Source organism: Bacillus cereus group sp. MYBK227-1 (genome assembly GCF_051916325.1).
In the GTDB taxonomy this organism is placed as follows: domain Bacteria; phylum Bacillota; class Bacilli; order Bacillales; family Bacillaceae_G; genus Bacillus_A; species Bacillus_A cereus.
In genome coordinates this window covers 458,049-483,229 of the sequence record NZ_JBQAGK010000001.1, presented here as the reverse complement: position 1 = coordinate 483,229, position 25,181 = coordinate 458,049, and the positions used below count along the sequence as shown (strand labels likewise).

Here is a 25,181-nt window from a genome sequence, read left to right as displayed (position 1 = left end):
TTAGTTCACCCTTTCTAATTTTTCGTTGCTTGCTACAATTAATAAGTTTAATTTGGCTAATGCTTTTCCAGAGTCAATGCTATGTGCCGCGAGTTTAATTCCTTCTTCAATCGTTTCCGTTTTTCCATTTGCGAAAAGAGCTAGACCTGCATTTAATAAAACTGTATCGCGATAAACACTCTTTTCTCCTCTCAATACTTCAAGCGTAATCTTTGCATTTTCTTTTGAATTCCCCCCTCTAATTTCTTCATTTTTCACTCTTGAAAAACCATACTTTTCTGGATCAATACTCATTTCCACTATTTCATTATCTTTTAAAAGGACTACGTGATTTTCCCCTTGTAATGATGCTTCATCTAAAAAACCACTTCCATTTACGACAAGCGCTTGTTTCCGGCCTAACTTTTGTAATACTTGCGCAACTGGTAATAACATATCTCGTTTATAAATACCGACAAATTGTGTTTCTAAATTTACCGGATTTGTTAAAGGACCAATTAAATTAAAGATCGTCGGCACGTTTAACTCTTTTCTTATTTTCATAATGCGCCTTAGTGCTGGATGCATCGCTGGTGCAAATAAAAATGCAATGCCCACATGCTCTAGTAAATAATCAATTTCGTTTGGCGTACTACTAATATTTACACCCAGTTCTTCTAATAAGTCTGCACTTCCTGTTTTACTAGAAACAGCACGATTACCATGTTTTGCAACCTTTACACCTGCTCCTGCCAGTACGAATGCTGATGTTGTGCTAATATTAAACGTTTGAGCACCGTCACCACCCGTCCCGCAATTGTCCATTGCTCCTTGTATATGGTTCGAAAACGGCAATGCCTTTTCGCGAAGAGCTCGAACGAGACCGTATATTTCTTCTGCCGTTTCACCTTTCGCTTTCAGTAAGACTAAGAAAGCTGCAATTTCACTTTCTAATATGTTTTCACTTAATAAAAGTAGTCCTGCTTTATACATTTCCTCTTCTGTTAAATGTTGACCCTCCACTAATTTACGAAGATAGTTATTCATACTCTTTCCTCCCCTTTTACTTCTGTTAAAAAGGCAAGTATTAACTTTCCGCCTTCTTCTGTTGCGATTGATTCCGGATGAAACTGTAATCCGAAGAGCGGATAATAATTGTGACGAACTGCCATAATTTCTCCATCGTCCATCGCTGTCGCTAGTATGTCAAAACACTCTGGCAAGCTTGTTTGCTCTGCAACAAGAGAATGATAGCGCATTGCTGTTAGCGGCTGCATCACATATGAAAAGATTGACGTTCCGTTATGTTTCACACGCGATGTTTTTCCGTGTCTAATACGTTCTGCTCTAACAATGTCTCCTCCAAATGCAGCTATGATCGCTTGGTGGCCAAGACAAATCCCTAATATGGGAACGTTCTTATAAAAATGACGGATGACGTCGATACAAATGCCAGCACCCTCTGGTTTTCCTGGTCCTGGTGAAAGTACAATTCCTCTTGGATTCATCTCTTCTAACTGTTCTATCGTTATTTCATCATTTCTTACAACTACAATTTCTTCTTCATGTTCGCCTAACAGTTGGTACAAGTTATATGTGAACGAATCGTAATTATCGATAAGTACAATCATTTCATTACCTCCAAAAGCGCTCTCGCTTTATTTAACGTTTCTTCATATTCAGCTACTGGGTCTGAATCATAAACAATTCCCGCTCCTGCCTGAACATATGCTTTTTCATCCTTTACGACCATCGTTCGAATAGCGAGCGCCATATCAAGATTTCCTGAAAAACTAACGTATCCAACTGCACCCGCGTATACATTTCTTTTTTCATTCTCTAGCTCATTTATAATTTCCATCGCTCTAATTTTCGGAGCCCCAGAAACCGTTCCTGCTGGTAGGCAATACGCTAATGCATCAAATCCGCTAATTTGTTTTCGCAATGTTCCGTAAACTTCAGATACAATGTGCATAACGTGAGAGTATTTTTCTACTTTCATATATTTATCTATCGTAACCGAGCCGATTTCGCTCACTCTACCAATATCGTTTCGCCCAAGATCTACAAGCATCATATGCTCTGCTCGCTCTTTCTCATTGTCTAACAGTTCTTTTGCGATTTCCTCATCTTCCCTCTTCGTTTTCCCTCTCGGTCTTGTACCAGCAATTGGATTCGTCATTACTTTATCCTCCCTTACTGATAGCAAACTTTCCGGCGAAGAACCGAGTACAACATAATCTTGAAAATCGATATAGAACATATATGGTGATGGATTTGCAATTCGAAGTTTTCGGTATAACGCGAATGGATCACCAATACATTCACTTTGTAAACGCTGTGACAGTACGACTTGGAATATGTCTCCGGCTCTTATATGTTCTTTCGCCATTTCTACCATCCTACAAAACTCTTTTTCCGTTATAGAAGAAGTGAATGATAATGTGGATTGTATTGCATTTACTTCAGTTTCTTCTCCTTGTAGCACTTCCTCTTTGTATACTCGTAGCCTTTCGTATACTTCCTCATAATCTGCTGAATCATCTTCCCTGCATACATATACAAACGACAACTTTTGGCGTAAATGATCGTAAACGATAAACTCACGATATAGTAAGAGGTGTACTTCCGGAATATTTAATGGGTCGTGTAAATCCGCTCCAATGTTTTCATACTGCCGAATGACATCATATCCAATATAACCAACTGCTCCTCCGCAAAATGGAAATGGACTGTCTACTTGTGATGGTGCAATTACTTCTTCTAACACTTGTAGTACGTTACCTTGTAACTTTTCTGCCCGGCCGAAAATCGTTCGTTCCACTTCCGTACCCACGCTTTTCACTTCTCCATAAGGATTACATCCTAAGTAAGAATAACGCCCTTTATCTTGATGAAGCTGTGAACTTTCTAATAAGAATTTCTTCTTCCCTTTCATACGTCTATATAAAGAAATTGGCGTAATGCTATCTCCTTCTTCTTCATCGATTACTAAAAATGTCTTTCTCTCTCTTTTTTGTTTTATAAATTCTTCTTTCGTCATCATGTCCTTCACCTCGCTCTGAAAAATAAAAAAGTCCTCTACATATCGAAAATATGTAGAGGACGATAAATATACCGCGGTACCACCTCGTGTTGGATGCAAAAGCATCCCGCTTTGTTCAGGTACAAAATTTATACCTTATCCTTGTAACGGCGGAACCCGGGTTGCCTACTGAATATAATTGTTCAGCATACCTCTCGTAAGCCCATTCCGTATATGGCACCGTACCGGGCTCCCACCTATTCCCGGCTCTCTGTAACGTCTCCAACATACGTACTCTTCTTACTTAAACGATTTCATTTATTTAATTTTTTATACACAAAAAGGGAGTACTCATCCTATAGAAAGGACGGGTACTCCCGTGGTGCCACCTTAATTCGTTACAAATGTAACGCACTTTACCGTATCAAAAACAATACGTGTCTCTTGTATCGATGAGATCATGTCGCCAAAGCCTACTTCTTTCGTTTCGGTTTGGAAGCTCCGAAGCCCATTCCACATCAATTCCATACTGATTCGCACCAACCATCAGCTCTCTGACATGTTCATCATGTGTACTCTTCTTCATCAACGCTTGCATTTTTTTAAGTTGCACTCATTATAGACCTGACTTTTTTCACAAGTCAATACTTTTTTAAAAATTTTATTTTTCTTTCCTTTCAATATTATATTGACAAAACAACCTCTTTTTATGTAAATATAATAAATACTCTATTAAAAATAAGGTTTTTTGTATGAATATTATATATTAAAAAAGTAAACTGACATCAAAAAACGCTTACATTTCTGAAAATTCATATTTCTATATGGATTTTTCAGAATAATCATGATAGATTATAAATATGCATAACGCATCAAAAGACATGACAAAAGGAAGGGGAACTACATGAGTACGCAGATGTTAACTTTAACTTCGATCTCTATCTACATGCTCGGGATGTTAGTAATTGGCTATTTCGCCTACAAACGAACGTCCAACTTAACAGATTATATGCTTGGCGGGCGTACACTAGGCCCCGCAGTAACAGCATTAAGTGCTGGAGCATCCGATATGAGTGGTTGGCTTTTAATGGGATTACCCGGTGCAATGTTTAGCGTTGGATTAAGTAGTAGTTGGATTGCGATCGGCCTAACACTAGGCGCATACGCAAACTGGCTTTATGTCGCTCCTCGCTTACGTACCTACTCAGAAATTGCAAATAACTCTATTACTATCCCAGAATTTTTGGAACACCGTTTCCACGACAAATCTCATATGCTACGTTTAGTATCTGGACTTGTTATTATGATTTTCTTTACTTTCTATGTAGCTTCAGGATTAGTTTCAGGCGCTGTATTATTTGAAAATTCATTTGGCATGAACTATCATGTTGGATTATTCATTGTAGCAGGCGTTGTTGTAGCTTACACATTATTTGGTGGTTTCTTAGCAGTAAGTTGGACAGACTTCGTGCAAGGAATCATTATGGTAGTTGCTCTTATTCTTGTTCCTATCGTAACAATTATGAATTCGAACGGACTTGGACCTGCATTTGATACAATTCGATCTGTAGATCCAACACGTCTAGATATTTTTAAAGGTGCCTCTACTTTAGGAATGATTTCTCTATTTGCATGGGGCCTTGGTTATGTCGGACAACCTCATATTATCGTACGCTTTATGGCGATTTCGTCCGTAAAAGAATTGAAAAGCGCACGAAGAATTGGTATGAGCTGGATGATTTTCTCTGTTGTCGGAGCTATGTTTACTGGTCTTATCGGTATTGCTTACTATTCACAACAAGAGTTAACATTATCTAACCCAGAAACAATTTTCCTTGAACTAGGAAAAATTTTATTCCATCCACTTATTACTGGATTCTTATTAGCCGCTATTTTAGCAGCGATTATGAGTACAATCTCATCTCAGTTACTTGTTACTTCAAGTGCAGTAACGGAAGACTTATATCGTACATTCTTTAAACGCTCTGCCTCTGATAAAGAGCTTGTATTTGTCGGTCGTATGGCTGTACTTGTTATTGCATTAGTTGGATGCGCTTTAGCGTTTAAACAAAATGATACAATTTTAGCTCTTGTTGGATACGCTTGGGCTGGGTTCGGTTCTTCATTTGGACCTGCTATTTTATTAAGCTTATATTGGAAACGTATGACGAAGTGGGGCGCACTTGCTGGTATGATTTCTGGTGCCGCTACTGTTATTATCTGGACTCAATTCAAATTCTTAAAAGATTTCTTATATGAAATGATTCCAGGTTTCGCTATTAGTTTACTAGCCATCGTAATTGTTAGTTTACTAACACAACCTTCAAAAGAAGTTGAAGAGCAATTTGAGGATTTCGAAAAACAACATCGTCATAATTTATAAAAAAATCTCTGCTGTTATCGTAACAGCAGAGATTTTTTACAGTTCGACAATCTTCTTATCAAATTTAACAAATTCTTTATGTTTCGTTAAATTTAACATAACACTACTCCTTTATAGTATGAGTATCAGCACTTATACAGAAAGGGGACTCCAACATGTTAGCAGTTTTCCAGCAACAACAAACACGAAAATTTTCACCTATCACAAATACTTCTGCGTCTTGTTTAAACATGCAACCTAACCCGCCTAAAATTTCAATTGCTCCTTCTGTTATTTCAGTCATCGGTGTTCATATGGAAAAACATAAATTAAAAATAAAAACGGGACAAAACATTGTGTTAGCAGCTTCTACTTTGCCAATACAAGCAACGAATAAAGAGCTTATTTGGTCAAATATGAATTCTGATATCATCACCATATATCCAAAAGGTGACACCGTGACGATTACTGGAAAAAGTGCAGGTAAAGCAGTCGTAATTGTTACAACTGCTGAAGGCAAATTCCGTGACCTATGTGTCATTCACGTACAACCTTATATGACAAACCCAAAGTAAAAGAGTGGCTTCGTAGCCACTCTTTTACTTTGTTTCAATATTTGAGTTTTTACTTTTTACAAGGTTAATAAATTGTTCTTTATTTCTTGGAGAAATAATTTCTGTTTTTATGTGTATCGTAAACAATTTCAAGTCGTTCAAATGATAATGCATGAGCTACTATTGGATTTTTCGTATTTGAAATTTGTTTTATATCTCGTATAAATATACGTTTTGTAACGAGACCCGATCTAATCGTAATTGTTTCTTTCCCGGCAATATATTTTGCCAAAAATCAACTCCAACTAAACAACATTGCTAATGGAATTGTAAAAAGCAAAAGGAAATATTCTCTCCCTGCAAATATAGGAGCAAAACAGGCGCCTACAACAATAAAAAAAATTGGATGTAACCATACATCTTTTTTTGATGGAAATTCCATTTTCCTCCCCCTTCTACACCCGTATTTCTATAAAACAAAAAGAGAAGTATCACAACTTCTCTTTTCTCCCCTAACACTATAATTCCTGTGTATACACCGGCTCGTTTACGACATTTTTTGCTGTACGTTTTTGTTGCTGCAGTAAGAAAACAGATACACCAAACAATACGAGCATGCTACCGATAATTTGCATTGCATTTAATTTTTCTCCAAGTAAGAAGAACGCAAGTATAGATGCTCCAACAGGTTCTCCTAAAATACTCATTGAAATTGTCGTTGCATTTACATAATTTAATAGCCAGTTATTAATTACATGTGACACTGTTGGCACAATTGCAAGTAAAAGAAAAACAGTCCAATCCCACCTCGTATAACCTGTAAAGGGAACTTGTAATATGACATTATAAATCCCCATAAAAAGACCTGCGAACGCAAAGACTGTAAAGCTATAAATCCAGTGCGATACTTTCTTCACTGTCGTTTGCCCGATAAATAAATAACCGACAACCGCTATTACACTTAGAAAGGATAATATGTCACCATAAATTGCTTGCTTACTTAAACCTAAATCTCCCCAACCAATGCACATTACTCCTAAAATAGCGATTCCCATCGTTGCAATGGCTGAATATGTTGTTCTTTCTTTAAATAGAAAAAAACCTCCAACTAAAGATACGATTGGTTGAAGCGCCAAAATAATTGTTGAACTAGCAACTGTTGTATGCTTTAAAGATTCAAACCATAAAAGAAAATGAAGTGCTAAAAAGAAACCAGATCCAATTAAAAAGCCCCAATCTTTCATTTGAATCCTATTAAATTCCTCTCTTTTTTTCCATACGATAGGCAGCATAATAAGTACGATAATCCATAAGCGGTACATACTTAATATTGAAGATGGTGCTGAGGACATCTTTACAAAAACTGCTGCAAAGGAAATGGCAATTATAGAAATAGCCAATGGTAGTGCGATTGATTTTTCTTGTTTCAAATCCTGTCTCCCCTCTCACCTGTCAAAAATCCCACTTCATTATATCCGTTTTCTTTCGTAACTTAAATACTAATTTTTTAGATTCTTCGTACCATTATGGTAAAATAGAAATTAAGGCACCAATTAGTGAATATTTCTTTCCTTTTCACTACAAGCGTCGCTCTTACAATCGTTACAGTAAATTTTTATTTAGGGGGATCTACATGAGTCAAACAATAGGGAGAATTGAAGAAATTTCATTTTATAGCGCATCACTTCAAGATGATGTTACACTTCTCGTTTATTTACCAGTAAATTACACACCACTGCACAAACATACAGTTGTAATTGCACAAGATGGTAGAGATTATTTTCAGCTCGGTAAAGCGCACCGTGTAATTGAGCGCCTTCGTGAAACCGAAGAAATTGACCGTACAATTATTGTCGGTATTCCATATAAAAATGTACATGATCGTAAAGAAAAATATTTCCCAAATGAAGTGAAAAATGCTGCATATATTCGTTTCCTTGCTCATGAACTTGCACCATATATTGATGAAAATTATCCAACGTATCAAATGGGAAAAGGTCGTGTTTTAATTGGTGATTCTCTTGGCGGAACAGTTTCCTTTATGACTGCACTTATGTATCCGCATACATTCGGTAAAGTCGTTATGCAATCACCATTTGTGGATGAGACAGTGATGAACTTAGCAAAAGAATTCAAAGATCCACAGGCGTTAGAACTGTATCACGTCATCGGTACAGAAGAAACGGCTGTAAAGCGTACTGATGGACAAGTATCTGATTTCGTAGGGCCGAACCGTGAGTTAAATACGCTTCTTACAGATAGAAACTTCATCACGCATTACGAGGAATTTGAAGGCAATCATACTTGGAAATATTGGCAGACCGATTTACCGAAAGCCTTCTCTCATATTCTATCAATGAAATAATAGAGAGCAGTATTCAGAATAATTTGATATAATAGATAAAGAGATTTATTTATCTCAAAATCTAACTAGACTTACAAAGGGAGGAATTGGAACATGAAATTAGGCATTGTAATTTTTCCATCTAAAATGATTCAAGATAAAGCGAACGGATTGCGTAAACGTTATGACCCGCACTACGCATTAGTTCCGCCACATATTACATTGAAAACACCCTTTGAGGCGCAAGATGAACAATTAGAGTCGATTGTAAACGAGTTACATACAATCGCAAGTAAAACGAACCCTTTCACCCTTCATGTTGGGAAAGTTGGTTCTTTCGCACCTGTTAATAACGTCCTTTACTTTAAAGTAGAAAAAACACCTGAACTTACTTTCTTAAATGAAGAAATGCATAGCGGGTTATTCACGCAAGAACGCGAATATGCTTTCGTACCTCATCTAACAATCGGACAAGGCTTATCAGATGCAGAGCATGCTGATGTGTTGGGCCGATTACGTATGAAAGATTTCTATTACGAACAACCAATTGATCGTTTCCATCTTCTATATCAATTAGAAAATGGAACATGGACTGTACACGAAACATTCCGTCTTGGAAAGGGGAACAACTAATTTGCACGCACAGATTGTACAAACGGACGAACAACTAAGAGATGCATTCTCTGTACGTAAACAAGTGTTTGTAAATGAACAACGTGTCTCTGCTGAAGAAGAGTACGATGAGTTTGAAGAAACTTCAACACACGTTGTTATATATGACAATGATGTTCCAGTTGGTGCTGGACGTTTTCGCATCCTTGATGGTATAGGAAAAATGGAACGCATTTGCGTGCTAAATTCCCATCGCAAAAAAGGGATTGGAAAAATTGTTATGGATTCTCTTGAAGCGTATGCAAAAGAAAATTCGCTACCAAAATTGAAACTTCACGCTCAAACACATGCTGAAGATTTCTATAAAAAACTTGGATATGTAACAAGTTCTGATGTATTTATGGAAGCAAATATCCCGCACGTCGTAATGATAAAAAAATTGTAATTTGAAAACAGGAGGTAACCTCTCCTGTTTTTTTACATTGCTATTTTCTTTTTCTTCCGCTAAAGTTAAATGTTGATGCTATAGTTTTGAAGGTGAACATATGACACAAGAAAAATTTTCACAAAAATCGTTAACACACGCTGATATTCCGCGTGCGACATATCATATTCCGAAAACATCTACCCATTTAATTATGGAAGAAGATGTAGATGCGGCTTATTTCCGCGCTCTTGAACAACAAAATGTTTTTTTAAACGAAAAACAATTAGAAGCCGTGCGCACAACAGAAGGTCCTGTTCTTACACTAGCTGGTGCTGGAAGCGGGAAAACATCTGTTTTAACAACTCGCGTTGGTTATTTAGTAAATGTAAAACAAGTTCATCCACGAAATATTTTATTACTTACATTTACACAAAAAGCAGCTGAAGAAATACGAAGTCGTGTTGCGAAGTTACCAGGCATGAATCATGCAGCAAGTAGCTACGTAGTTGCTGGTACATTCCACTCTGTTTTCTTAAAATTGCTTCGTAGCCAAGGGTATAATCAGCAAATTTTAGCAAATGAAAAACATAAACAAATTATGATAAAGAAAATCTTAAAAGAATTGCGTTTAAAAGACGATTATGATGCGGAAACGATGCTCGCGATGATTTCACTTGAGAAAAACAAATTAAATCGTCCGAAAGATGTAAAAGCGAAAACACCAGTCGAACAAGAATTTAAAGAAGTATACGAACGTTTTGAAGAGGTAAAACAACGATACAATTATATTGATTTCGATGACATCTTATTGGAAACATATTATATGTTAGAAAATAATGCTCCTTTACTAACTCAATTACAACAACGGTTTCACTACATTGAAGTCGATGAGTTTCAAGATACATCCTATGCACAATATGAAATTGTAAAATTGTTAGCCACGCCAAGAAATAATTTGTTCATCGCAGGTGATGATGATCAAGCAATTTATGGTTGGCGAGGGGCAAGTCACCAAATTATTTTATCTTTTCCAAAAGAATTTGATAACACAACAATCATTGCACTAAATACGAATTATCGATCCAATCCCTTTATCGTCGGGCTTGGAAATGAAGTTATAAAATTAAATCAAGAACGTTTTGATAAAGAGCTATACTCTGTTCGTGAGGAAGGTGTACAACCTTTTTATGCAAGACCTGCTACGACTCTTGACGAAGCAAATCAAATTTTGCAGCTTATTCAAGAAAAAGTAGAGAGTGGTGAACGTAACTTTAAAGATTTTTGTTTACTGTATCGTACACATTCTGTAAGTCGTTCGTTACTTGATCAGCTTACCATTCATAAAATCCCGTTTATTAAACACGGGGCGAGCCAATCATTTTATGAACATTCTTTAATCAAGCCTGTATTAGATCATTTAAGACTCGTGATTGAGCCGTTTCGACTAGAATCACTTTCAAACATATTGCCGACGATGTATATCGGACGTGATGATTGTATTTCATTTATTGAACGTGAACAATGGAAATATGGTGAGGGACGCTTCCCTTCTCTTCTTCATTTCTTACTATTAAATCCAAGCTTAAAACCTTTTCAAGTGAAAAAGGTAAATGAGCGCATCGATTTTATTAAGTTTATTAAAGAATTAGAACCGAAAAAAGCATTAAAAGAAATCATTCATGGTAAAGGAAAATATTTAGAGTACTTACAAAGTAACGATCGTTCTTCCTTTACGATGCATAAAGACATACAAGAAGAAATGTTGGAAGAATTAATGGAGTCTGCAACTCGTTTCACCGATATTCCAGCTTATTTACAATTTATCGACGAGGCGATTCAAGGTCAAAAAGAAATGGAAGCATTAAAAACAATGCCGCAAAAAGATGCCGTTTCACTTATGTCAATCCATAACGCAAAAGGCCTTGAATTTCCATGTGTCTTTTTACTTGGAGCAAGTGATGGAATCCTGCCTCATACTTCTTCTTTAAAAGATGCAAATGATCGTGTTACGGAAACTTCTGAAGCGTTAGAAGAAGAACGCCGATTACTGTATGTCGCCATTACACGTGCGAAAGAAGAACTTTATATTTCTTCTCCGCAATTTTTCAGAGGAAAGAAATTAGATATATCTCGTTTTTTATATACTGTGCGAAAAGATTTACCTGAAAAGACATCCACTAAATAAGGATGTCTTTTTTTATATCACGTTATGTACATCCCTCCTATATAAATTCCTTGTTTTTATCGTGAGAATTAACGTAATATCAGCCATATTCCACTCATATTGTAATAGTGTATGTCAGAACTCACGAGAAGGAGTGAACATAATGAGCTGCAATTGTAATGAAGATCATCAACATGAGTGTGATTTCAACTGTGTATCGAATGTTGTTCGTTTTATACATGAACTACAAGAATGTGCAACGACAACATGTGGATCTGGTTGCGAAGTTCCATTTTTAGGTGCACATAACAATGCATCAGTAGCGAATACACGTCCTTTTATTTTATACACAAAAACTGGAGAACCTTTTGAAGCATTTGCACCATCTTCAAGCCTTACTAGCTGCCGTTCTCCCATTTTCCGCGTAGAAAGTATAGATGATGATGACTGTGCTGTATTGCGTGTATTAACTGTAGTTTTAGGTGATGGTACCGCTGTACCACCTGGTGACGACCCAATCTGTACGTTTTTAGCTGTACCAAATGCAAGACTAATATCAACCTCCACTTGCATTACTGTTGATTTAAGTTGCTTCTGCGCTATTCAATGCTTACGCGATGTTTCTATTTAAAACTAAATAATGAGTTAAGCATGGATTGGGTGGCAGATAATTCTGCCACCCAATCCATGCTTAACGAGTATTCTTATGTAAATTTCTTAAAATTGGGAACTTGTCTAGAACATAGAACCTGTCCTTTTCATTAACTGAAAGTAGAAACAGATAAAGGAGTGAAAAACATGTTCTCTTCTGATTGCGAATTTACTAAAATCGATTGCGAGGCGAAGCCAGCTAGTACACTACCTGCCTTTGGTTTTGCTTTCAACGCGTCTGCACCTCAGTTTGCTTCACTATTTACACCACTATTATTACCTAGCGTAAGTCCAAACCCAAATATTACTGTTCCTGTAATAAATGATACAGTAAGTGTCGGAGATGGCATTCGAATTCTACGAGCTGGTATTTATCAAATCAGTTATACATTAACAATTAGTCTTGATAACTCACCTGTTGCACCAGAAGCTGGTCGTTTCTTCTTATCATTAAATACACCAGCTAATATTATTCCTGGATCAGGTACAGCAGTTCGTTCTAACGTTATTGGTACTGGTGAAGTAGACGTATCCAGCGGTGTTATTCTTATTAACTTAAATCCTGGTGACTTAATTCAAATTGTGCCAGTTCAGTTAATTGGAACTGTAGACATTCGTGCTGCAGCATTAACAGTTGCACAAATTAGCTAGTAAAAAGCGGTATTTCTAATACAGAAATACCGCTTTTTATATATAATAAAAAACACTCACAGTAGCATGAGTGTTTCATTCTTCATATTGTTTTATTGTGTTCTTCTTTTTCCCACAATTGCATCCCTTTTTCTTCACAAATCCTTGTTGTTGTAATTGTTCTTGATATGCCTGTTGTTGTGCCTGTTGTTGTGCTTGGTGTTGTTGCTGTATATGATACCACTGCTGCAGGTCATATGAATTTTGCCTTGGATTATTGCTCACAGCAAACATCTCCTCTACTGTCAATTCTGTCTATTTACTATATGAACAACTCTTTATTTCCGTTCCCTCATTCTTTTAAACTCCGCTTTTTCTCGTATTATGAAAATATATTATTCTCCCATAAAATATCCTGTAATTGTTTCAATGATGGCTGCCGCTCCTGCAATAGCTAATAATGCAAGTAACGGTTCCGCAACGATAGGGATCCAATTATATAAGACTAATAAAAAAGCACTAACCCATACACCTGTACACCAATAACAGCTTAACAATTCGCCAATCCACTTTCTTAATCCATTACCTTTCACTTTTGTAAACGTTGATACACTTCCATCCGGCTCCGTAATCTCTAATTCATCAATAAATGGTCTTCGCAAAAAGGCTGTAATTTTATCATAAACAATTAAACGAGTGAGCCTAAAAGCAGCTAACGCAAAAATAAAAAATAAAAGCCAGCTTGTAAACAGCATAATTCCACCTTCCCTTATCCTCTTTCGCCTATTTAAAAAAAAAGGTCTTGAGATTGTGACCAAATCTCCTCGACTCCAATATCTTATTAATGTAAATACAAACAAGAAGATAAGGAGTGACATTAATGAGTTGTAACGAAAATAAACACCATGGCTCTTCTCATTGTGTAGTTGACGTTGTAAAATTCATCAATGAATTACAAGATTGTTCTACAACAACATGTGGATCTGGTTGTGAAATCCCATTCTTAGGTGCACACAATACTGCATCAGTAGCGAATACACGCCCTTTTATTTTATACACAAAAACTGGAGATCCTTTTGAAGCATTTGCACCATCTTCAAGCCTTACTAGCTGCAGATCTCCCATTTTCCGTGTGGAAAGTGTAGATGATGATAGCTGTGCTGTACTACGTGTATTAAGTGTAGTATTAGGTGATAGCTCTCCTGTACCACCTACTGATGACCCAATTTGTACGTTTTTAGCCGTACCAAATGCAAGACTAGTATCAACATCTACTTGCATTACTGTTGATTTAAGCTGTTTCTGTGCGATTCAATGCTTACGCGACGTTACTATCTAATAAGTGAAGTAAACTAAAAAACTATTGGGGTGGTAGAAAGTTTCTACCACCTTTACATATTTAAAAGCCGGCCATACTAATCGATTGGATATCATCTATAGACAACCTAATATCTCTCATACTATTTTGCGGCATAATAGATACAATGCCATTACGATACGATATGATCGATCCAACATAAGAAACTGTAGCTGTTTTTATTCTGCACCTTACTTTCGGAATATAATGAGGGCGGTTTAGTAAAAAATGAATTTTTTCATCATTATTCATATCCTTAAATGATTTATTATGTGGGACGGTTCTTACTGGTTCTTGTTCTTGCTCTTCTTGTTCTGCATGCTCTTCTTTTTCCTCTTCTTCTATTTTCCCTTCCACTTGCTGTTCTTCTTGTTGTTCTTGTTCTATTACCTCTTCCACAGCACTACTTACAACATTTTCCTGTATGTTACTTTTTTCTTTTTGATCTTCATTTTCAAAGTTTGTCAGGATAATCCTTTTTATTTTCGGTGCAGCAAGTTCTAAACTTACTTGCGTGATATATAACAACGGTTTTCCAACTGTTGAACTTTTATTTTTATTCTTCACACTCGTCCCTCCCACTTCCATACGTAGCTGAATAAATCGTGTACTATTATAGTTATATTCATCACGTGGCAAGAACTTTCGTTAAAAATCGTTCTTTCTCAGAACAAATAAAAGGACAATCTCAGCATTTAGAGATTGTCCTTTAAAAATTAATATTATATTTATCCTAGGATATGATACCCTGAATCAACATGAATGTTTTCTCCTGTTACACCGCGTGCTAAATCACTGAATAGGAATACTGCTGTATCGCCAACTTCTTCTTGCGTTGTTGTACGACGAAGTGGTGCGCGCTCCTCAATTTCTCTTAAGATTGAGTTGAAATCGCCTACGCCTTTTGCAGATAACGTACGAATTGGTCCTGCAGAAATAGCGTTAACACGAATACCGTGTTGACCTAAATCGTTCGCTAAATATTTCACGCTCGCTTCTAATGAAGCTTTCGCAACACCCATAACGTTATAATTTTTCACAACGCGCTCGCCACCAAGGTATGTTAACGTTAAAATATTTCCGCCTTCTGTCATTACTTTCTTCGCTTCTCTTGCTACAGCTGTTAAAGAGAATGCACTAATATTTTGTGCAAGTAAAAATCCATCGCGAGAAGTATCTACAAATTCACCTTTTAAGTCATCGCGATTTGCAAAAGCAATACAATGTGCTACACCGTGAATAGTACCTACTTCTTGTTTAATTGTTTCAAAGCAAGCTGTAAGTTCCTCATCATTCGTTACATCACAAGGTAATACAAGTGATTCTTGTCCTTCTAATGTGTCCGCTAATTCACGAACGTTTCTTTCTAAACGTTCTCCTGCATATGTGAATATTAATTTTGCACCTGCATTATGCAAAGAGCGAGCTATTCCCCATGCAATACTTCTTTGGTTCGCAACGCCCATAACAACAAATGTTTTCCCTTGTAATAGTTCCATGATATATCCTCCCAGAAATACTTATACTTGTTATTAGTACCTGATACTATAATTATAGTACCATAAAACCGCTTAAAGGCAAACAAAAAAGTCATTAACAGAAATTTGTTAATGACTTTTGGTTTCTATAAAAAACCGCTCTAATCCTTCTTCCCAAGACGGCATTTGTGAAAAACCATTTAATCTTAGCATGTTATGTTGAAAAATAGAATATTTGGGCCTCGCAGCCGCAGCCCCGAATTCTTCCGTTGAAACAGGTAATACATTCACTTTCATATTGGCGTACGAAAATATCTTTTGTGCAAATTCAAACCAAGAGCATGAGCCTCTGTTTGATACGTGGTATGTACCGTATAAAGAAGTATGAATGAGCTTATTAATAACCATATTCAAATCCGCCACATACGTAGGAGAGCCAACTTGATCCGCTACAACAGATATTTCATCTCTTTCTTTTCCTAATCGCATCATCGTTTTCACGAAATTATTCCCATATTTACCATATAGCCACGATGTGCGAACGATAAAATATTTATTATGTAACTCTTTGACGAACTGCTCCCCCGCATACTTAGAGGCCCCATATATATTTATCGGCGCTGGACTATGAAATTCGTCGTATCCATCTGGTCTGGCGCCTTGAAATACATAATCAGTACTAATATAAACTAGCTTCGCCCCTACTAATTGTGAAGCAACCGCTACATTTCGAGCTCCGATTGCATTTATTCTATATGCAAGATCCTGTTCTTTCTCCGCATGATCTACTTTCGTATAGGCAGCACAATGAATAATTATATGTGGTTTTATTTCTTGTACCACTTGTTGTATTCGGGATATATTTGTCACATCTAATAACTTTTTATCAAATGGATATATATCATATTCTTCAGAGTCTAACTCTTCAAATAGTTGCTTTCCTAATTGACCGTTTGCTCCTGTTATGATAACCCTCTCTTTCATTTAACATGCCCCTTACTGGTCTTTTAGTGGTTTCCACCATTCCTTATTCTTTTCATACCATTTCACCGTCTCTTGTAATCCTTGTTCAAACGTATATTTCGGTTCCCAATCAAATTCATTCTTCATTTTCTCTGCATCAATCGCATAACGACGATCGTGCCCTAAACGATCTGTAACATATTCAATGTCTTTTTTTGTTTTTCCTAAAAGAGTAATAATTTGTTCCACAACTTCTACATTTGTTTTTTCATTATTTCCACCTATATTATATACTTCTCCGACACGTCCCTTATGCAAAACAACGTCAATCGCACTGCAATGATCCGTTACATGTAACCAATCTCTTACATTTAAACCATCACCATATAACGGTAGTTTTTTTCCTTCTAGTGCATTCGTAACCATTAATGGAATTAATTTTTCAGGATACTGGTACGGTCCATAATTGTTAGAACAACGCGTTACTATAACCGGTAATTGATATGTTTTGTAGTAAGATAGAGCTATCATGTCCGCGCTCGCCTTACTTGAAGAATATGGACTATTTGGAGCTAACGGCGTTTTCTCTGTGAACTTCCCTGTTTTTCCTAAAGAGCCATACACTTCATCCGTTGATACTTGCACAAGTTTTATATGCGAATATTTTTTAACTAGTTCTAATAAAGTGACCGTCCCAATTACATTTGTATCATAAAAAGGAATCGGATTTTCAATACTACGGTCCACATGTGATTCAGCTGCAAAATTTACAATCACTTGTACGTCCCGCTCTTTTATAACGTGTTCTAATAGCTCTCCATTTTGAATTTCTCCCTTTACAAAAGAGTAATTCGGGTGATCCAGAAGAGATTTTACGTTATTTAAATTCCCGCTATATGTTAATGCATCGTAATTAATAATTTTATATGTTTCATAACTTTGTAGCATGTAATGAACGAAATTACTTCCAATAAATCCAGCCCCACCTGTTACTAATATATTCATAAACAACGCTCCTACTTAAAAACTATCTTCATATTCCTCTAATAATGGTAATATCTGATCCTTATCGGACAATATAGGATCGGTTACTGGCCAAGGAATTGCTAAATCTTTATCTTCCCAAAGTAATCCTGAGTCATGCTCTGCGCTATAATATTCATCTACTTTATACATAACGATAGTATGCGGAACAAGCGTGCAAAATCCATGCGCAAACCCTTTTGGCACTAGTAATTGCCGATGGTTATCTGCACTTAAAATATATCCTTTCCATTGTTTAAATGTTGGTGATTTTTTTCGTAAATCAACGATAACATCATAAATTGCCCCTTGCATAACTTGAATGAGTTTCGTTTGTGCTTTCGGTTTTTTTTGAAAGTGTAGTCCTCGAATCGTTCCTGCCTTAGCCGAATAAGATACGTTATCCTGTACAAATGAATACGTTATCCCTAATGTTTCTAGCACCTGCTTATTATAACTCTCTGAAAAAAAGCCACGCTCGTCTCCAAACAACCTCGGTTCTAACAATTTTGCATCGGTAAAATTTGTTTCTACAACTTTCATATTCTCACCTATTCTCCGTTAAACTGTTTCCCAAAATTAATATCACGCGCTAACGTATTCGCCTTTTGAAGCGAAGCATGAGTTCCCGCATCAGTCCACCAGCCGTTCATTTCATTATAAGTAAGTACCCCTCGTTTTAAATACCAATTATTTATATCTGTAATTTCAAGTTCTCCCCGTGCAGAAGGTTTTAATTCTTTAATATAAGAAAAGACTTTCGAATCATACAAATAAATTCCCGTAACCGCATAAGAACTTTTCGGCTCTTTCGGCTTTTCTTCAATTTTAACTATTTTTCGGTTTTGAATATGTGCTACGCCAAATCTTTCGGGATCTTCTACAGATTGCAATAGCACTTTCGCACCTTCTTTTTGATTTGCAAACTCTTCAACATACGGAAGAATATCATCTGAAAAAATATTATCCCCTAATATAACTACCATACGATCATTCCCGACGAAATCTTCACAAAGCCCTAACGCCTGTGCGATCCCGCCCGCTTTATCTTGCACACGATACGTAAAGGACACTCCAAATTCATGACCACTCCCTAAAAAGCTAACAACATCCCCCATATGCTCTTTACCTGTAATAATCATAATATCTGTAATATCGCATTGTTTTAGCTTATATACCGCATGATAAATCATTGGATACCGACCAACAGGAAGTAAATGCTTATTCGTTACTTTCGTTATTGGATATAATCTCGATCCAGTACCACCTGCTAAAATAATTCCTTTCACTTTGCATCTCTCCTTTATGATGGAGATAATATATCTTTGTAATGTTCTACAAACACTTTCCGGTACTTCTCATATGTATCCGCATCAAACTCATCCCCGTTGTAATGAATACACCATAAATTTGCTTGATTTGGGATACCGATTAAATAACCAGCCCTTTGAAACTCTAAAGACTGTGACACATCATAAAAGTGAAACCCTTGAAACAAATCTTCTCGCCACGGAATATCATACTGCGTTGCCATGAATAAGCCATCAATTGCCTGAACTGACAAAAATGGTTGATTACCATAAAAAACCTGATCTAAATTTAATAATTGATAATTCCGTCTTCTATACTCAATCACTTTCCCTACTAAATTTTTTCCTTCCCACCATATCCCGTTATTCGGTAAAAACTGAGCCCCAGCGACTCCTATTAAACCAAGCTTTTCATTTTCTTTAAAAAGAGATATAAGTGCAGAAAACATGTCTCGATTAATAAGATATGTATCTTGATGTATATACACTTTGTATTTCGCTGGATATGAAAGGGCTCGGTTGTATGCACTTGCCATACTTTGTGCATCTCGTATCGGAAAAATTTGCACGACATAACCTGGGGGAACAAAAATGTTTCTTATTTGGCTCTCACATTGTTTGAAAAGCTCCTCATTATTTACACAAACAACGACTAATATTGTATGATCTTTCATTTTTGTCCCCCCTTTTATTCTTCCTTATTTACATCTGACATATATTGTTCCACAAATATTTTCCGATACTTTTCATAGTTCGTCATATTCACATCAAAATGATAATGGATACACCAAGCATCGCGCTGTACAGGTACACCAACTGTATATCCTGCTTTTCTAAATTCAAATGATTGAGATACATCATAAAAATCAAATCCGTCAAATAAGTCTTCTCGCCACGGAACATCATATTGTGTGGCCATTAATAAACCATCAATACATTCTACAGGAATAAATGTTTTTGATTCATGATACGGTTGTTCTAAACTTGCCATATAAAACAAATCATTCATATAACCAATGACTTTCCCTACAATTCCACGCCCTTCGTTCCATACGCCAGTCGGAGGAACATATTGCGCTCCAACCATCCCAATCATCCCAAGGTTTTCATGTTCCTCAAATAATTGAAGTAATCCGTATAAAAAAGCCCTATTTATAATAAAAACATCTTGATGTAAATACACTTTATACTTCGCTGGATGCGAAATGGCTTGATTGTATCCACTCGTCATACTTTTCGCATTTCGAATCGGCATAAATTGGACAATATACCCTGGCGGTACTAACAATTGCAATATATGTCGCACGCAGTTTGCATACAATTTCCGATCATTTATACATGTAACAAATAATATTGTTTTGTCTGCAGCACTCATAATTGTGATTTTTCAGCTTCAATAATATACTGAAATACAACTGTCTCAGCCATGAAGCCACTTCCAAGACGATATTTTTTACAAATTCCATATAACTCCTCAATAAGCGGCTCATACATTTTATGATCAACATATACACGATCTACTTTACTAATTGAATATCCTGCTTTTAAAAACATTCTTAGCATTTCATTGAATGTAAAGAAACGAATATGTGTTTTATCTAATAAACCATATTCTGTATACGTCCAATTTCCAGCAAGTAAGGGAGCTAATACTGAAATATGAGCAACGTTTGGTATACTTGCTAAAATCACACCATTTTGCTTTATATATGGCTTAACCTTTTCAATCACAGCCCACGGATCAAATAAATGCTCTAATACATCCCCAAATAGGACGCAATCAAATTGCCCCTCCTCATAAGGAAGATCTATTTTTTCTATATCCCCTAAAATAACATGATCTAGTCTTTCTTTCGCTTTTTCTGCCGCCTCTGGAAATGCCTCTATTCCTGATACACGTGTACCGTTTTCTTTAATAGCTGCTCCCAATGCACCGCTCGAACAACCAATATCAAGAACTTCTTTCCATTCCTTTTTTATATGCTTTAATAAATTCGGATTCGCTGCATTATAATAATGCTCGGATTTTTCTTCATATAAAGAACTTTTTTCGCGATTCATTTCACACACTCCTTATGCAAATTGAATTAGAAATATAAATCTCATATGAATTCTATAAAGTGCAGATTTTGTTCATCCCCCAATGATTATTAGCCCGCAAATAGCAGTATAAAATCTTTTATTTATATTGGTTACGTTACTGATACTCTAATATATAACCAATCTATTAGAGTTAGAATAGCGATAAATCATTTCTAAAAAACGAAACCTATTACACTTTATATGGTTTATCAAAAACTCCCCGAAAATATTTACGGTTATATTCAATTGCAGCATTATTCGGAACATAAGAAGCTGCTAATTCATTGTAATAATACGCTTTATCCTGCTCCCCTAACCTGCTATAACAAATACACATTTGTAAATAGGGTAGCCATGTGTAGCTAGCTGGACTATGGAAAGGACTTTCCGTTGCCATTGGTACTTCCGTAGCAAGTTTAAACCAAAATATCGCTTCATTATATTTTTCTTGTTCCATATATATATATCCTATTCTTGTACAATTCTCTCCTCTAGGGACGTCATACCGAAACGACTTCACACAAGATTCGATTGCCTTCTCCCACATTCCGAGCTTTGCATAGCAATCTCCTAACTTACCACATGCATAAATTTTCTCTTCATACCATCCTTCGTCTTGATTAAGAAATGTTTCATATAGAAGAACTGCATCATCATATTTTTGGTTATCTGTAGATTCATTTGCGTAATAAAATAAATCTCTCGGACTTAATTCTTCACCTGCCGCTACAGTATTTTGAAAAATTTTCAAATTACGATTTGTTACTTTTTTTTCTTTTTTATGTGTAATAGCAACATTACTACTAAAAACCTCACCAGAAATAGCTAAATACTCATGAACCTTTCCAAACCATTGAAATTGTTTTTCACGCTTTACAAGTCGATTTCTTTTTGTACAATATAAAGGTTTCCCGTTAGAATCCATTGCAAGGTGATAAGGCATCGAAACAGCATCAATTTTAGGATCTAATTCTCTTTTTAAAAGTTTCAATGCTTCTTGAGCATCTTCTAATAAGACATCATCTGCATCTAGCCACAATATATACTCTTGCGTCGCTTTTGAAAAAGAAAAATTTCTTGCTGCTGCAAAATCATCAATCCACTGGAAATCATATATGTTAGAAGTATATTTCTCTACGATTTCTTTCGTTCGATCGACGGAACCTGTATCAACTACTATAATTTCATCCACAATTTTTTCAACTGTTTCTAAACAACGGGCTATTGTCTCCTCCTCATCTCGAACAATCATACATAAACTAATTGTAATTCCTTGCTTGTTCAACATAATCACCCTCTTCCAAATCAATCATATGTTATACATATACTAAACTTTCCATTTTTTTAAATTGTTCAAGTAGTTTAAGATTTCTTTTCAATAATTCAAATGTCCGTGTCATTTTCTTTCGGTTTTGCATCTACTATATAATGAACGCTTTATGGAGGTGAATTTATGTCAAATAATAATTATTCAAATGGATTAAATCCCGATGAATCTTTATCAGCTAGTGCATTTGACCCTAATCTTGTAGGACCAACATTACCACCGATACCACCGTTTACCCTTCCGACTGGGCCGACCGGGCCGACTGGACCGACTGGACCTACAGGGCCGACTGTACCTACCGGGCCAACTGGACCTACTGGACCTACGGGGCCGACTGGACCTACGGGGCCGACTGGTGGCACTGGGACTACTGGACCTACGGGGCCGACTGGTGACACTGGGGCTACTGGACCTACGGGGCCGACTGGTGACACTGGGGCTACTGGACCTACGGGGCCGACTGGTGACACTGGGGCTACTGGACCTACAGGGCCGACTGGTGACACTGGAGCTACTGGAGCTACTGGACCGACTGGGGCTACTGGACCGACTGGACCGACTGGACCATCCGGACTAGGACTTCCAGCAGGATTGTATGCATTTAACTCCGCTGGAATTTCTTTAGATCTTGGACTAAATGCTCCAGTACCATTTAATACTGTTGGATCTCAGTTTGGTACAGCAATTTCTCAATTAGATGCTGATACTTTCGTTATTGCTGAAACTGGATTCTATAAAATCACTGTTATCGTATATACTGCGGCAATAAGTGTATTAGGGGGGCTTACAATCCAAGTAAATGGGGTATCTGTACCAGGTACTGGGGCTACTTTAATCTCAGTTGGAGCACCTATCGTTGTTCAAGCAATTACGCAAATTACGACAACTCCATCATTAGTTGAAGTAATCGTTACAGGACTTGGGCTATCATTAGCTCTTGGTACAAATGCATCTATTATTATTGAAAAAATCGCTTAATTTTTTACTTAGCAGTAAAACTGATATCAGTTTTACTGCTTTTTCAATTTCAAATTCAATCATGAAACATTCGCTATCTACATAATCATATTGTTGTATGACATTTTGCAGGAGGCACAAATATGGAAAGTAAATCTGCTGTTCAGCTTTATCTCGAATTGCTAAAGAAGACCATTTTATTTGAAATATGGTTAGAATATGAGGCATACTTACCCGCATCTCTACATATTTCAAAAGAACTAGAATTCGAACCAGTTACAGTCCCCCTCCCTTTATTCATTAAGCAATATGCTGAAAACCATAACTTAAAAATTGTAAAACCAAATGTTTCTAAAAGTGAACGTCATGATGGAATGGATTGGCCAAGAGCAGCACATAGCATGATTGGTCGAGAACGTATGAACCAATTACAAGAGGCGATGGAAACCGTTGTTCGTGAAAATATAGAAGGTGATTTTATTGAAACAGGTGTATGGCGCGGAGGATCATGCATTTTTATGAATGGTTTTTTACAAGCAAACAACATTACGGATCGTAATGTGTGGGTTGCAGATTCATTTGAAGGTTTGCCAGCACCGAATCTAGAACAATATCCAAAAGATTACGGTGATTATTTACACACATTCGATTACTTACGCGTCTCTTTAGAACAAGTACAAGAGAATTTCAAAAAATATGATTTACTAAATGATCAAGTGAAATTTTTAAAAGGTTGGTTTAAAGATACTTTACCAACAGCACCAATTGAAAAAATAGCAATTGCACGGCTTGATGGTGATATGTACGAATCCACAATGGATGGTCTCGTGAACTTATATGATAAAGTTTCTAAAGGTGGCTATATAATTATCGATGACTACGGGCTACCGCCATGCGCTGAGGCTGTGACAGACTTTAGAAACCAACGAAATTTAAAAGCCCCTATTACTAAAATTGATGTATTTGGCGTTTATTGGAGAAAAGAATAAAAAAAGATTTAATCTATAGGAGATTCCATTTTCACTCATTCTTCTCTCACTTCTAATCCAATTAAGTATTCTTTTTCGGAATCTCCTTACATATAACAATTGTTTTCCTGTATTCTCTCACTACAAATTGAAAATTTTATTAATAGATTTACTGCATCTTCTCATACAAGAAAGGGGTATACTCATGAGTGAACTTAACAAAGAAATGACTTTACTCCCCCCTCCTGAACTCGTCCAATATGTAGGTGGCGACTTCAAAAAGGTTGGAAAAGAGTTCCTAAAGCATTTTATTCAAATTGGTGCTTTAAAATCAAATGAAAAAGTATTAGATGTAGGCTGCGGTGTCGGCCGAATGGCTGTACCATTAATGAATTACTTAAATGATGATGGAGCGTATTATGGATTTGATTTGTTTAAAGATGGAATTACTTGGTGTCAAAATAACATTTCAACTATGCGTAATAATTTTCACTTTGAACATGTTGACATATACAATCAATTCTATAATCCGGAAGGAAAAGAAGATGCCTCTCAATATCGTTTTCCCTATGAAGACGGAACATTCGATTTTATCTTTTTAACTTCTGTATTTACACATCTTCTCCCAAAAGAATTAGAACATTACGTATCTGAAATTGTACGTGTATTAAAAAAAGACGGGAGATGTTTCATTACATTCTTTCTTATAAACCCTGAATCATCCTATTATTTAAATGCAGGACAAAGTACATTAGGTTTTTATCATCGAATCGAAAATTGCTACGTTGTAAATAAAGATATTCCGAATTTCGCAGTTGCTTATCCTGAGACAGATATTTGCAATCTATTGAATAAGTACGGCCTAGAAATAATCAATAAGCCGCATTACGGTTTATGGTGCGGCAGACATGAATATACAAGTTACCAAGATATTGTTCTAACAAAAAAAAGCTTCTGAAAGGAAGTTA

General features: G+C 36.3%; 28 protein-coding genes, 1 pseudogene and 2 other annotated features. Of the genes and pseudogenes, 12 read left to right on the top strand and 17 right to left on the bottom strand.

The genetic code is table 11. The annotated features are described in order from the left end of the window. Genes trpD through trpE form a run of 3 tightly spaced genes read right to left on the bottom strand, consistent with a single transcriptional unit; the run spans position 1 to position 3,025 of the window. Positions 1–1,026, bottom strand: a complete 1,026-nt coding sequence (trpD, locus tag ACTFRM_RS02650; RefSeq protein ID WP_060852301.1) for an anthranilate phosphoribosyltransferase — start codon at positions 1,024–1,026, stop codon at positions 1–3. Beyond that, entirely contained in the window at positions 1,023–1,610 is a 588-nt protein-coding gene (locus ACTFRM_RS02645; RefSeq protein ID WP_060852302.1) for an aminodeoxychorismate/anthranilate synthase component II, read from the bottom strand. The genes trpD and ACTFRM_RS02645 overlap by 4 nt, the downstream gene beginning before the upstream one ends. Beyond that, positions 1,607–3,025 carry an anthranilate synthase component I gene (trpE, locus tag ACTFRM_RS02640; protein ID WP_136363200.1) on the bottom strand — a complete coding sequence of 473 codons (1,419 nt, stop codon included), beginning with the start codon at positions 3,023–3,025 and terminating at the stop codon, positions 1,607–1,609. The genes ACTFRM_RS02645 and trpE overlap by 4 nt, the downstream gene beginning before the upstream one ends. Positions 3,026–3,077: 52 nt before the next feature. Then, positions 3,078–3,322 (bottom strand) — a binding site (T-box leader). Positions 3,323–3,364: 42 nt separating this feature from the next. Continuing rightward, positions 3,365–3,602, bottom strand: a binding site (T-box leader). Positions 3,603–3,908: 306 nt separating this feature from the next. On the opposite strand from trpE, the gene putP reads away from it, so the two are divergent. Together putP and ACTFRM_RS02630 are read left to right on the top strand one after the other, a co-directional pair. Beyond that, positions 3,909–5,387, top strand: a complete 1,479-nt coding sequence (gene putP, locus ACTFRM_RS02635) for a sodium/proline symporter PutP (protein ID WP_000107210.1) — start codon at positions 3,909–3,911, stop codon at positions 5,385–5,387. Between the two features lie 155 nt (positions 5,388–5,542). Beyond that, a complete protein-coding gene (locus ACTFRM_RS02630) occupies positions 5,543–5,941 on the top strand; it encodes an Ig-like domain-containing protein (RefSeq protein WP_000881612.1) in 399 nt (132 codons plus the stop codon). 24 nt (positions 5,942–5,965) lie between these two features. On the opposite strand, the pseudogene ACTFRM_RS02625 reads toward ACTFRM_RS02630, so the two are convergent. Then, positions 5,966–6,362, bottom strand: a pseudogene (locus tag ACTFRM_RS02625) (PH domain-containing protein). A gap of 76 nt (positions 6,363–6,438) precedes the next feature. Continuing rightward, entirely contained in the window at positions 6,439–7,350 is a 912-nt protein-coding gene (locus ACTFRM_RS02620) for a DMT family transporter (RefSeq protein WP_000806943.1), read from the bottom strand. Between the two features lie 203 nt (positions 7,351–7,553). Here ACTFRM_RS02620 and ACTFRM_RS02615 point away from each other — a divergent pair, with 203 nt between their 5' ends. From ACTFRM_RS02615 to exsF, 6 genes are all read left to right on the top strand, one after another. Beyond that, complete coding sequence (locus tag ACTFRM_RS02615; RefSeq protein WP_000084007.1) at positions 7,554–8,285, top strand: alpha/beta hydrolase; 732 nt, start codon at positions 7,554–7,556, stop codon at positions 8,283–8,285. A gap of 93 nt (positions 8,286–8,378) precedes the next feature. Continuing rightward, positions 8,379–8,897: a YjcG family protein gene (locus tag ACTFRM_RS02610; RefSeq protein WP_000765863.1), complete on the top strand. Its 519-nt coding sequence runs from the start codon at positions 8,379–8,381 to the stop codon at positions 8,895–8,897. A gap of 1 nt (position 8,898) precedes the next feature. After that, positions 8,899–9,321: a GNAT family N-acetyltransferase gene (locus tag ACTFRM_RS02605; RefSeq protein WP_000543296.1), complete on the top strand. Its 423-nt coding sequence runs from the start codon at positions 8,899–8,901 to the stop codon at positions 9,319–9,321. Between the two features lie 100 nt (positions 9,322–9,421). Then, a complete protein-coding gene (locus tag ACTFRM_RS02600) occupies positions 9,422–11,488 on the top strand; it encodes an ATP-dependent helicase (protein ID WP_000191204.1) in 2,067 nt (688 codons plus the stop codon). 142 nt (positions 11,489–11,630) lie between these two features. Beyond that, positions 11,631–12,098, top strand: a complete 468-nt coding sequence (cotY, locus tag ACTFRM_RS02595) for a spore coat protein CotY (RefSeq protein WP_001277719.1) — start codon at positions 11,631–11,633, stop codon at positions 12,096–12,098. 167 nt (positions 12,099–12,265) lie between these two features. Further along, on the top strand, positions 12,266–12,769 hold the full coding sequence (gene exsF, locus ACTFRM_RS02590) for an exosporium protein ExsF (RefSeq protein ID WP_000492939.1): 504 nt from the start codon (positions 12,266–12,268) through the stop codon (positions 12,767–12,769). A gap of 75 nt (positions 12,770–12,844) precedes the next feature. On the opposite strand, the gene ACTFRM_RS02585 is transcribed toward exsF, so the two are convergent. Continuing rightward, complete coding sequence (locus ACTFRM_RS02585; protein WP_033693099.1) at positions 12,845–13,042, bottom strand: hypothetical protein; 198 nt, start codon at positions 13,040–13,042, stop codon at positions 12,845–12,847. Positions 13,043–13,143: 101 nt separating this feature from the next. Next, a complete protein-coding gene (locus tag ACTFRM_RS02580) occupies positions 13,144–13,503 on the bottom strand; it encodes a DUF1360 domain-containing protein (RefSeq protein WP_000899664.1) in 360 nt (119 codons plus the stop codon). A gap of 125 nt (positions 13,504–13,628) precedes the next feature. Between ACTFRM_RS02580 and exsY the strand changes: the two genes are divergently transcribed. After that, positions 13,629–14,087 carry an exosporium assembly protein ExsY gene (gene exsY / locus ACTFRM_RS02575; protein WP_001277738.1) on the top strand — a complete coding sequence of 153 codons (459 nt, stop codon included), beginning with the start codon at positions 13,629–13,631 and terminating at the stop codon, positions 14,085–14,087. Positions 14,088–14,147: 60 nt separating this feature from the next. Here exsY and ACTFRM_RS02570 read toward each other — a convergent pair whose 3' ends face one another. From ACTFRM_RS02570 to ACTFRM_RS02525, 10 genes are all read right to left on the bottom strand, one after another. After that, entirely contained in the window at positions 14,148–14,693 is a 546-nt protein-coding gene (locus tag ACTFRM_RS02570; protein WP_081097594.1) for a spore coat CotO family protein, read from the bottom strand. 140 nt (positions 14,694–14,833) lie between these two features. After that, positions 14,834–15,604, bottom strand: a complete 771-nt coding sequence (gene fabI, locus ACTFRM_RS02565) for an enoyl-ACP reductase FabI (protein WP_000421886.1) — start codon at positions 15,602–15,604, stop codon at positions 14,834–14,836. A gap of 108 nt (positions 15,605–15,712) precedes the next feature. Continuing rightward, positions 15,713–16,567 (bottom strand): dTDP-4-dehydrorhamnose reductase, encoded by an 855-nt coding sequence (gene rfbD, locus ACTFRM_RS02560; RefSeq protein ID WP_000664653.1) that lies wholly within the window; start codon positions 16,565–16,567, stop codon positions 15,713–15,715. A 12-nt stretch (positions 16,568–16,579) separates the two neighbouring features. Next, on the bottom strand, positions 16,580–17,551 hold the full coding sequence (rfbB, locus tag ACTFRM_RS02555) for a dTDP-glucose 4,6-dehydratase (RefSeq protein ID WP_001024161.1): 972 nt from the start codon (positions 17,549–17,551) through the stop codon (positions 16,580–16,582). A 15-nt stretch (positions 17,552–17,566) separates the two neighbouring features. Continuing rightward, positions 17,567–18,112, bottom strand: a complete 546-nt coding sequence (gene rfbC, locus ACTFRM_RS02550) for a dTDP-4-dehydrorhamnose 3,5-epimerase (RefSeq protein WP_000869415.1) — start codon at positions 18,110–18,112, stop codon at positions 17,567–17,569. 8 nt (positions 18,113–18,120) lie between these two features. Beyond that, positions 18,121–18,858, bottom strand: coding sequence for a sugar phosphate nucleotidyltransferase (locus ACTFRM_RS02545; protein WP_086692538.1), 738 nt, complete (start codon positions 18,856–18,858; stop codon positions 18,121–18,123). 14 nt (positions 18,859–18,872) lie between these two features. After that, positions 18,873–19,553, bottom strand: a complete 681-nt coding sequence (locus ACTFRM_RS02540) for a glycosyltransferase family protein (protein ID WP_000651521.1) — start codon at positions 19,551–19,553, stop codon at positions 18,873–18,875. A 14-nt stretch (positions 19,554–19,567) separates the two neighbouring features. Further along, the gene (locus ACTFRM_RS02535; protein ID WP_001271190.1) at positions 19,568–20,254 is read right to left on the bottom strand and encodes a glycosyltransferase family protein; all 687 of its coding nucleotides are present in this window, start codon (positions 20,252–20,254) and stop codon (positions 19,568–19,570) included. After that, positions 20,251–20,940 carry a class I SAM-dependent methyltransferase gene (locus ACTFRM_RS02530; RefSeq protein WP_001078432.1) on the bottom strand — a complete coding sequence of 230 codons (690 nt, stop codon included), beginning with the start codon at positions 20,938–20,940 and terminating at the stop codon, positions 20,251–20,253. The genes ACTFRM_RS02535 and ACTFRM_RS02530 overlap by 4 nt, the downstream gene beginning before the upstream one ends. Positions 20,941–21,151: 211 nt before the next feature. Continuing rightward, on the bottom strand, positions 21,152–22,249 hold the full coding sequence (locus tag ACTFRM_RS02525; protein WP_000932913.1) for a glycosyltransferase: 1,098 nt from the start codon (positions 22,247–22,249) through the stop codon (positions 21,152–21,154). A 165-nt stretch (positions 22,250–22,414) separates the two neighbouring features. Between ACTFRM_RS02525 and ACTFRM_RS02520 the strand changes: the two genes are divergently transcribed. The 3 genes from ACTFRM_RS02520 to ACTFRM_RS02510 all read left to right on the top strand — a co-directional run bounded on the left by ACTFRM_RS02520 (position 22,415) and on the right by ACTFRM_RS02510 (position 25,171). Next, positions 22,415–23,266, top strand: coding sequence for a BclA C-terminal domain-containing protein (locus ACTFRM_RS02520; RefSeq protein ID WP_197201959.1), 852 nt, complete (start codon positions 22,415–22,417; stop codon positions 23,264–23,266). A 122-nt stretch (positions 23,267–23,388) separates the two neighbouring features. Next, a complete protein-coding gene (locus ACTFRM_RS02515) occupies positions 23,389–24,234 on the top strand; it encodes a TylF/MycF family methyltransferase (protein ID WP_000444381.1) in 846 nt (281 codons plus the stop codon). A 184-nt stretch (positions 24,235–24,418) separates the two neighbouring features. Next, positions 24,419–25,171, top strand: coding sequence for a class I SAM-dependent methyltransferase (locus ACTFRM_RS02510; protein WP_001292843.1), 753 nt, complete (start codon positions 24,419–24,421; stop codon positions 25,169–25,171). Positions 25,172–25,181: the final 10 nt, after the last annotated feature.

Bases quoted from the DNA above. Each gene is read 5' to 3' on its own strand.
- trpD (WP_060852301.1), bottom strand. From the start codon at position 1,026: ATGAATAACTATCTTCGTAAATTAGTGGAGGGTCAACATTTAACAGAA.
- ACTFRM_RS02645 (WP_060852302.1), bottom strand. From the start codon at position 1,610: ATGATTGTACTTATCGATAATTACGATTCGTTCACATATAACTTGTAC.
- trpE (WP_136363200.1), bottom strand. From the start codon at position 3,025: ATGATGACGAAAGAAGAATTTATAAAACAAAAAAGAGAGAGAAAGACA.
- putP (WP_000107210.1), top strand. From the start codon at position 3,909: ATGAGTACGCAGATGTTAACTTTAACTTCGATCTCTATCTACATGCTC.
- ACTFRM_RS02630 (WP_000881612.1), top strand. From the start codon at position 5,543: ATGTTAGCAGTTTTCCAGCAACAACAAACACGAAAATTTTCACCTATC.
- ACTFRM_RS02615 (WP_000084007.1), top strand. From the start codon at position 7,554: ATGAGTCAAACAATAGGGAGAATTGAAGAAATTTCATTTTATAGCGCA.
- ACTFRM_RS02610 (WP_000765863.1), top strand. From the start codon at position 8,379: ATGAAATTAGGCATTGTAATTTTTCCATCTAAAATGATTCAAGATAAA.
- ACTFRM_RS02600 (WP_000191204.1), top strand. From the start codon at position 9,422: ATGACACAAGAAAAATTTTCACAAAAATCGTTAACACACGCTGATATT.
- cotY (WP_001277719.1), top strand. From the start codon at position 11,631: ATGAGCTGCAATTGTAATGAAGATCATCAACATGAGTGTGATTTCAAC.
- exsF (WP_000492939.1), top strand. From the start codon at position 12,266: ATGTTCTCTTCTGATTGCGAATTTACTAAAATCGATTGCGAGGCGAAG.
- ACTFRM_RS02585 (WP_033693099.1), bottom strand. From the start codon at position 13,042: ATGTTTGCTGTGAGCAATAATCCAAGGCAAAATTCATATGACCTGCAG.
- ACTFRM_RS02580 (WP_000899664.1), bottom strand. From the start codon at position 13,503: ATGCTGTTTACAAGCTGGCTTTTATTTTTTATTTTTGCGTTAGCTGCT.
- exsY (WP_001277738.1), top strand. From the start codon at position 13,629: ATGAGTTGTAACGAAAATAAACACCATGGCTCTTCTCATTGTGTAGTT.
- ACTFRM_RS02570 (WP_081097594.1), bottom strand. From the start codon at position 14,693: ATGGAAGTGGGAGGGACGAGTGTGAAGAATAAAAATAAAAGTTCAACA.
- fabI (WP_000421886.1), bottom strand. From the start codon at position 15,604: ATGGAACTATTACAAGGGAAAACATTTGTTGTTATGGGCGTTGCGAAC.
- rfbD (WP_000664653.1), bottom strand. From the start codon at position 16,567: ATGAAAGAGAGGGTTATCATAACAGGAGCAAACGGTCAATTAGGAAAG.
- rfbB (WP_001024161.1), bottom strand. From the start codon at position 17,551: ATGAATATATTAGTAACAGGTGGGGCTGGATTTATTGGAAGTAATTTC.
- rfbC (WP_000869415.1), bottom strand. From the start codon at position 18,112: ATGAAAGTTGTAGAAACAAATTTTACCGATGCAAAATTGTTAGAACCG.
- ACTFRM_RS02540 (WP_000651521.1), bottom strand. From the start codon at position 19,553: ATGAAAGATCATACAATATTAGTCGTTGTTTGTGTAAATAATGAGGAG.
- ACTFRM_RS02535 (WP_001271190.1), bottom strand. From the start codon at position 20,254: ATGAGTGCTGCAGACAAAACAATATTATTTGTTACATGTATAAATGAT.
- ACTFRM_RS02530 (WP_001078432.1), bottom strand. From the start codon at position 20,940: ATGAATCGCGAAAAAAGTTCTTTATATGAAGAAAAATCCGAGCATTAT.
- ACTFRM_RS02525 (WP_000932913.1), bottom strand. From the start codon at position 22,249: ATGTTGAACAAGCAAGGAATTACAATTAGTTTATGTATGATTGTTCGA.
- ACTFRM_RS02520 (WP_197201959.1), top strand. From the start codon at position 22,415: ATGTCAAATAATAATTATTCAAATGGATTAAATCCCGATGAATCTTTA.
- ACTFRM_RS02515 (WP_000444381.1), top strand. From the start codon at position 23,389: ATGGAAAGTAAATCTGCTGTTCAGCTTTATCTCGAATTGCTAAAGAAG.
- ACTFRM_RS02510 (WP_001292843.1), top strand. From the start codon at position 24,419: ATGAGTGAACTTAACAAAGAAATGACTTTACTCCCCCCTCCTGAACTC.